6 protein-coding genes, 1 tRNA gene and 1 pseudogene are annotated in these 6081 nt (G+C 45.8%); 7 read left to right on the forward strand and 1 reads right to left on the reverse strand.

The window, feature by feature from the left end:
* Positions 1-133, forward strand: a 133-nt coding sequence (locus tag ABL924_RS17420) for a GreA/GreB family elongation factor (RefSeq protein ID WP_349028373.1), incomplete at its 5' end; no start/stop codon positions are given.
* Positions 134-170: 37 nt separating this feature from the next.
* Here the strand turns inward: ABL924_RS17420 and ABL924_RS17425 are convergent.
* Positions 171-437: a YhbY family RNA-binding protein gene (locus ABL924_RS17425; RefSeq protein ID WP_349028368.1), complete on the reverse strand. Its 267-nt coding sequence runs from the start codon at positions 435-437 to the stop codon at positions 171-173.
* Positions 438-481: 44 nt separating this feature from the next.
* Here ABL924_RS17425 and rlmE point away from each other — a divergent pair, with 44 nt between their 5' ends.
* The 6 genes and pseudogenes from rlmE to ABL924_RS17455 all read left to right on the forward strand — a co-directional run bounded on the left by rlmE (position 482) and on the right by ABL924_RS17455 (position 6067).
* On the forward strand, positions 482-1099 hold the full coding sequence (gene rlmE / locus ABL924_RS17430) for a 23S rRNA (uridine(2552)-2'-O)-methyltransferase RlmE (RefSeq protein ID WP_349028369.1): 618 nt from the start codon (positions 482-484) through the stop codon (positions 1097-1099).
* A gap of 144 nt (positions 1100-1243) precedes the next feature.
* On the forward strand, positions 1244-3169 hold the full coding sequence (gene ftsH / locus ABL924_RS17435) for an ATP-dependent zinc metalloprotease FtsH (protein WP_349028370.1): 1926 nt from the start codon (positions 1244-1246) through the stop codon (positions 3167-3169).
* Between the two features lie 95 nt (positions 3170-3264).
* A complete protein-coding gene (glmM, locus tag ABL924_RS17440; RefSeq protein ID WP_349028371.1) occupies positions 3265-4608 on the forward strand; it encodes a phosphoglucosamine mutase in 1344 nt (447 codons plus the stop codon).
* A gap of 49 nt (positions 4609-4657) precedes the next feature.
* The gene (gene tpiA, locus ABL924_RS17445) at positions 4658-5404 is read left to right on the forward strand and encodes a triose-phosphate isomerase (protein ID WP_349028372.1); all 747 of its coding nucleotides are present in this window, start codon (positions 4658-4660) and stop codon (positions 5402-5404) included.
* Positions 5405-5421: 17 nt separating this feature from the next.
* Positions 5422-5637, forward strand: a pseudogene (gene secG, locus ABL924_RS17450) (preprotein translocase subunit SecG); the annotation flags it as partial.
* Positions 5638-5982: 345 nt separating this feature from the next.
* Positions 5983-6067, forward strand: a tRNA-Leu gene (locus ABL924_RS17455).
* Positions 6068-6081 lie beyond the last annotated feature (14 nt).

The raw sequence follows: 6081 nt of genomic DNA on the forward strand, positions 1-6081 counted from the left end.
CAAAGACGGTCGTATTTCAATAGGTTCGCCAATTGCGCGGGCGTTAATTGGTAAAGAGGTAGAAGACATCGTTACCGTAAAAGCGCCGGGCGGCAATGTTGAGTATGAGATTATTTCGATAGAATATGTTTAAAACAGGCTCAAGGCGAAAGGTATAAGGCGAAAAAAAGCTACTTTTTGGGGTTTAGTCGGTAGATGACGGCGATTTGTCCGATGCTTTGTATCAATGTTGCGCCTGTTGAAGCACACATTTTTTGGCTAATTTGCTTACGGTCATCCCGTTCTGCGCGGATTTTAACTTTAATCAGTTCGTGAGTATTGAGTGCGATTTCTGTTTCTGCCAGCACAGCATCGGTCAATCCAGCCTGACCAACAATAATCACGGGTTTTAAGCCGTGGGCTTGCGCCTTTAGTTTTTTCTTGCTTGCCGCATCCATGATGTTAACCTTAAATAAACCGCAGATTCTACACTAAAAGATAAATGAGCCGAAGTAAAAGCAGTAGCCGCTGGATGCAGGAACATTTCGATGACGAATATGTCAAAATGGCTCAGGTACAAGGTTATCGGTCACGGGCAGTTTTTAAGCTTAAGGAAATTCAGGAAAAAGACAAACTCATCAAGCCCGGTATGAATGTTGTTGATTTGGGGGCGGCGCCCGGTGGCTGGTCGCAGTTTTCTCGACCCATATTAGGCAAAAAGAGCAAGCTTATTGCCTTAGACATATTGCCTATGGAAGCTATCGAAGGCGTGGTTTTCATCCAGGGTGATTTCCGTGAAGCCGCTGTTTTGGATGAATTAACGGCGGTTCTTGATTCCGCTCCTGTGGATATAGTCCTGTCCGATATGGCCCCGAATATGAGCGGCAGTAAAGGCATAGACCAGCCTAATGCCATGTATCTTGCCGAATTAGCTCTGGATACGGCAAAAACCGTGTTAGTAAAAGGCGGTGGTTTTTTGGTTAAAGTGTTTCAGGGGGAGGGTTTTGAGGCTTTTCATCGGGATGTGCAACAACGCTTCGATAAAGTCGTCATCAGAAAACCTAAAGCGTCACGACCAAGAAGCAATGAAGTTTATCTTTTGGGAAGAGGCTTTAAATAACCCCTTATCGTCCCCATAACATCGAAAAACCTTGTTGGAAAGTGAAAGTAAGTAATGCAGGACAGTCAGGATGCTCGCGCCCTGATATAATTAAAGCTGTTTTTAACCGAACCGTTCAGGTCTGGGGCGTATAAATTGAATGACATGATGAAAAATATTATCCTTTGGGTTGTTATAGCCATTGTTTTGATGTCCGTTTTTAACAATTTCGGAACACAGGGCGAAAAGGGTGATTCAACAGCACTTTCCTACTCCCAGTTTATGGAAGCGGTAAAGGCGGGACAAGTTCAGCAAGTAACGATTGATGAGCATATCGTTAAAGGTAAGTTACAGGCTGGTCAATTATTCAAGACCTATGCGCCATCAGACGCGCATATGATTGATGATTTGCTCGCTAATGGGGTTGATATTAAGGCCGTTCCGCCAGAACAACCTTCTTTGTTAATGCAACTATTAGTCTCTTTTGGCCCCATGTTGCTATTGATTGCCGTCTGGGTGTTCTTTATGCGGCAAATGCAGGGCGGCGGTGCGGGTGGTCGCGGAGCGATGAGCTTTGGCAAAAGTAAAGCCAGAATGCTGGAAGAAGATCAGATTAAAGTGACTTTTGCGGATGTCGCTGGTTGCGACGAAGCCAAAGAAGAAGTTGTCGAAATGGTCGATTTTCTTAGGGATCCTGCCAAATATCAGAAGTTGGGTGGGAAAATCCCCCGTGGTGCTTTGATGATAGGGCCTCCAGGAACGGGTAAGACCTTGTTAGCCAGAGCTATTGCCGGTGAAGCAAAAGTCCCATTCTTCACCATTTCAGGCTCAGATTTTGTGGAAATGTTTGTCGGTGTTGGTGCTTCCCGCGTCAGGGATATGTTTGAACAGGCAAAAAAACACGCACCTTGCATCATTTTTATTGATGAAATAGATGCCGTAGGCCGTCAACGTGGCGCTGGCTTAGGTGGCGGTAATGACGAACGTGAGCAAACCTTGAACCAATTACTGGTTGAGATGGATGGTTTTGAAGGCAATGAAGGCATTATTGTTATTGCCGCAACCAACCGTCCTGATGTGCTTGATAAAGCGTTGCTGCGTCCTGGTCGTTTTGACCGTCAGGTAACGGTCGGCTTGCCTGATGTCAAAGGCAGGGAGCAGATTCTGAATGTCCACATGAAGAAAGTACCTGCTGCGCCAGATGTTGAGGTTAAGTACATCGCCCAAGGTACGCCTGGTTTTTCTGGAGCTGATTTGGCCAATTTGATTAATGAAGCGGCCTTGTTTGCTGCACGATTCAACAAGCGCGTGGTCAGCATGTCTGATCTCGAAAAAGCCAAAGATAAGTTAATCATGGGGACGGAAAGACACTCCATGGTGATGGATGAAAAAGAAAAAAAGATGACGGCTTATCACGAAGCAGGTCATGCCATAGTGGGCAAAATTGTCCCTGAGCATGATCCTGTGTATAAGGTTAGCATCATGCCCAGGGGGCGTGCATTGGGCGTGACCATGTTTTTGCCTGAACGTGACCAATACAGTGCCAGCAAGCAAAAACTGGATAGCATGATTTCAAGTCTTTACGGTGGTCGTATAGCCGAAGAATTGATTTTTGGTTGGGAGCAAGTCAGTACTGGCGCATCCAACGATATAGAACGCGCCACTGAGTTGGCCAGGAATATGGTCACCAAATGGGGCTTGTCACAACGTTTAGGCCCGTTAGCTTATAGCGAAGAAGAAGGTGAAGTATTCCTGGGTCGTTCGGTAACGCAACATAAAACGGTTGCGGAAGAAACTTCCCATACCATTGATGAAGAAATCCGCTGTATTATTGATAAAAACTATGAGCGGTCAGTGACTATTCTGAAAGAAAATACTGATATTCTTCATACCATGGCGGCTGCCTTGATGAAATATGAGACTATCGACAAATTTCAGATCGAAGACTTGATGCAGCGGAAACCGGTAAAAGCACCGGCCGGATGGGAGGATTTGCCACCTCGTGGTGGAGCGGAAGTTGAAGTCATCCCTGAAAAAAAGGACGATGTTAAACCCGAAAAGCCCATCGGCGGGGCTGCTGAACAGAACTAAATATCTAAAATTTAGAGATAATCAAGAGGGAGAGACTAAGGGTCTCTCCTTTTTTATGTGTAATTCCAGTAACTTAGTAAGTAAACCGAAAGTATATGGCAAAAAAATATTTTGGTACCGATGGTATTAGGGGAAAAGTTGGCGAGCATCCTATAACAGCCGATTTTTTCTTAAAGTTGGGCTGGGCAGTTGGGCAGGTTTTTGCTAATGAAAGACACGACTTTATTCTGATTGGCAAAGATACGCGTATTTCTGGATATATGTTTGAATCGGCTCTCGAAGCCGGATTAACTGCGGCAGGAGTAGATACGCATTTGCTGGGCCCTATGCCCACGCCGGGAATCGCTTACTTGACGCGTACATTTAGGGCGAAAGCAGGCATTGTTATCAGTGCTTCGCACAACCCTTATTATGACAATGGCGTTAAATTTTTCTCAGTTCATGGTACTAAGTTACCCGATGAAATTGAGCAAGAAATCGAACGCTACATTGACACTCCTATGACTACTGTACCGTCTTCAAGTCTAGGTAAAGCTAAGCGAGTAGTTGATGCCGCTGGGCGATATATTGAGTTTTGTAAAGGAACTATACCAACTCGACTTGATTTTGATGGACTGAAGGTTGTTGTCGATTGTGCAAACGGCGCCACTTATCACGTTGCGCCACACGTATTCAGGGAGATTGGCGCAGAAGTCATTACAATTGGTGCAGACCCGAATGGACTCAATATCAACGATGAATGCGGTGCCACCAAGCCGCAAAAATTAGCAGATGCAGTTCTGGCAAACCATGCAGACCTAGGTGTTGCTTTGGATGGCGATGGTGACCGTTTGATTATGGTCGATCATAAAGGTGAAATCGTCGATGGGGATGAGCTTATCTACATTATTGCCAAGTCCAGGCTGAGAGATAAGCTGCTTATCGGGCCTGTCATTGGGACGCTCATGACCAACTTGGGCATGGAGCTCGCCTTAAAGCAACTGGGCGTAAATCTTCTTAGGGCAAACGTTGGTGATCGCTATGTCATGGAATTGCTAGTTGAGAACAAAGGTATCTTGGGTGGGGAGAACTCAGGTCATATTATTTGTTTGGATAGGACAACGACAGGTGATGGCATTATTGCCGCCCTGCAAATCATGGTCGAAATGCAAGATAGCGGAAAAACTTTGCATGAACTTAAATCAGGGATGACAAAATTCCCCCAAGTGCTGCTGAATATCAAAACACAAGCCAAGCCAAATCTCGATGGCGATGAGATTCAAAAAGCCGTAAAAGATATTGAAAAAAAGCTGGGTGATACAGGTCGAGTGTTATTAAGGGCATCCGGGACGGAACCGCTAATTCGAGTTATGGTGGAAGGTCAAAACGAAGATAAAGTCATTGAATATGCAAATCAATTGGCAGAACAAGTAGCTAAAGCACATGGATGCTTGAATTAGCGACTATTAAACTATATCATAAGCGGTTTGATTATTTTGGGGTATAACGATGCGTCGCTCGCTGGTTTTAGGAAATTGGAAAATGAACGGATCACGCAGCAGTGCGGAGTCGTTGGCGAAGGGCATCATCGCCGGTTTGGGTGCAGATATTGCGGATATTGCTGTTTGTGTCCCCTATATTTTTCTGTCTGACGTTGCCCAAATTGTCAAAAACACCCGTTTGGGATTAGGCGCACAAAACGTCGCGGATAAGCCATCAGGTGCTTATACCGGCGAAATTTCTGCCGCCATGCTCAAAGAATTTGCGTGTAAATATGCTTTGGTTGGGCATTCTGAACGGCGTACTTACTATGGTGATACCGATCAATCGGTCGCCGCACGATTCTGCCAAGCCCAAGAGCAAGGCATTATCCCCGTTTTGTGTATCGGTGAGACACTAGAGCAACGCCAGCAGGAAAAAACATTCGACGTTATTACCGCTCAACTTGATGCAGTAGTTGATTTGGCTGGTATCGCCGCATTCAACAATGCCGTGATTGCATATGAGCCAGTTTGGGCTATCGGTACGGGGCTTACAGCCACCGACGATCAAGCGCAAGAAGCACACCATTTCATCAGACAGTACCTGTCGGCTAAAGACCAGGCAGTAGCTGAAAAAATACAAATTTTATATGGCGGTAGTGCCAAACCGGACAATGCAAAAGGTTTGTTTGCCATGCCGGATATTGATGGCGGGTTAATTGGCGGGGCTTCTCTGGATGCAGAGTCCTTTTTGAAGATTTATCATTCTGTTTAAAGTATTACAACAATAATATGTATCAGGTAATTATCGTAATTCACGTACTGCTGGGCTTAAGCATCGTCGGTTTGATTTTAATGCAGCAGGGCAAAGGTGCTGATGCCGGTGCAACTTTTGGCGGCGGCGGTTCAGGTTCCGTATTTGGTGCCCAAGGTGCAGCCTCATTTTTATCCCGCACGACCGCAATTTTGGCGGCTTTGTTCTTTAGCACCAGCTTGGGTCTTGCCTGGATGAATGGTAATAAAGGTGCAGCCATTGATTTTATGGGGTCTCCTGCGGTAGAAAAGGAAGTCCCAGACTTAGGTTTGCCGAATGTCGATGGTGCTAACATCAAACCAAGTGTCCCTGCACCCTTACCTGAAGGCAAAGCAGAGGTAGCAATACCGCCTGCCGCTGACCAGCCAGTTGTCACGAGTCCACCTACAGCCGCGAATCCGGTTGTAGAGCAAGCTATCGTACCAAAGGTTGAGGATGCTAAGGTTGTTGAAGAGCAGGAGTCAGAGCTAAAATCGGATAAACCGAATAAAGAGTCATCCAAAAAACCTGCCAAAAAGAAGTAACTGAGTAACTGTAAAGCCGATGTGGTGAAATTGGTAGACACGCCATCTTGAGGGGGTGGTGACGCAAGTCGTGCCGGTTCAAATCCGGCCATCGGTACCAATACAGTTTATGGC

It is taken from the genome of Methyloglobulus sp., from assembly GCF_040079455.1.
In the GTDB taxonomy this organism is placed as follows: domain Bacteria; phylum Pseudomonadota; class Gammaproteobacteria; order Methylococcales; family Methylomonadaceae; genus Methyloglobulus.

What these genes read in the sequence shown, in the direction of transcription:
- ABL924_RS17425 (WP_349028368.1), bottom strand. Translation starts at nt 437, where the DNA reads ATGGATGCGGCAAGCAAGAAAAAACTAAAGGCGCAAGCCCACGGCTTA.
- rlmE (WP_349028369.1), top strand. Translation starts at nt 482, where the DNA reads ATGAGCCGAAGTAAAAGCAGTAGCCGCTGGATGCAGGAACATTTCGAT.
- ftsH (WP_349028370.1), top strand. Translation starts at nt 1,244, where the DNA reads ATGATGAAAAATATTATCCTTTGGGTTGTTATAGCCATTGTTTTGATG.
- glmM (WP_349028371.1), top strand. Translation starts at nt 3,265, where the DNA reads ATGGCAAAAAAATATTTTGGTACCGATGGTATTAGGGGAAAAGTTGGC.
- tpiA (WP_349028372.1), top strand. Translation starts at nt 4,658, where the DNA reads ATGCGTCGCTCGCTGGTTTTAGGAAATTGGAAAATGAACGGATCACGC.